The 951-nt window shown below is 43.4% G+C and carries 1 protein-coding gene and 1 pseudogene; both read left to right on the top strand.

Annotated elements, in window-relative coordinates:
• Positions 1-251: 251 nt before the first annotated feature.
• On the top strand, positions 252-572 hold the full coding sequence (locus tag R7R24_RS25205) for a hypothetical protein (RefSeq protein WP_102137291.1): 321 nt from the start codon (positions 252-254) through the stop codon (positions 570-572).
• A pseudogene (locus R7R24_RS25200) lies at positions 565-951 on the top strand (site-specific integrase); the annotation flags it as partial. The gene R7R24_RS25205 and the pseudogene R7R24_RS25200, both read left to right, overlap by 8 nt.

Below are 951 nucleotides of genomic sequence, written 5' to 3'. Positions count from 1 at the left end.
AGGAACCTGACCTCTACAACCTCCTTGGTTTGGTCTGCGAAAATCAAATCCGCGCTTAGTCAGAGAACTAAAAAATGATTTTGCCTCAGGGGAGTACGGCCTAGTTAACACCGTACACGTTGGTTTTAATTACTGATACCAACGGTGCTTCTCAAAGCAGCGAAACACAAAAATCAGTACGCACTTCACTGGCGGAAAGTGAACGTGAAAAGGTGTGAACAGTCGGCCTTGCTATACGAAAAAAAGCAAAATTGGCGAACGGCAATGCCGTCTGGATATTTTTACGAAAATATTTAGCTAGTTCTTACGCCCACATCGAGATTTTTATGAGCTTTGATCCAGTAGCAGCGACCGAAGCTGCAAAAAAGACCCGTGCTTTACGCAAAGGCAAAAACTATAAGAAACGCACCTCTAAACTTGAACCGTTCCGTTCTGAAATCGCCAAAATGTACAAGCATGGCGCATCTTTAGAACTGATTGCTCTGCACCTCCAAACTGAACACAAGCAATATGCAGCTCGCAGTACCATCCTCCGATATATCCATTCCATCGGAGTAACACGCAATGGCTAAAGGGCACTTCGCAAAATCAGAAAAACAAGCCGCTTCTGTCATGAAAGAAATGCAGGGGAAAGGTAATGCCATAGAATCGGTGGGAACGGCGAGGAACTACGAACAAGCATTGAAAACCTGTTGCGATTATCTGAAAGAGTTCAAGCTTGGCTCTCTAAGAGAACTAACCCCAGAACAAGCAAAAAACTACATAGAGTTACGCGCTCACGAATGTAAACAAAGCACAATCGACATGGATCGTCAGGCAATACAAACAATGATGCAGCATGTCACACATAAGTTAGAACCCAATCAAACACTATACCCACCCAAAGAGCTTCCTACATCTAAAAAAGAAACTATTGAAAACTCTCGTTCTTACACGCCAGAACAGGTCAAT

It is taken from the genome of Vibrio sp. 704 (assembly GCF_033339295.1).
Note: the sequence above shows the minus strand (reverse complement) of the source record. Positions and strands in the feature narration are given on the sequence as shown.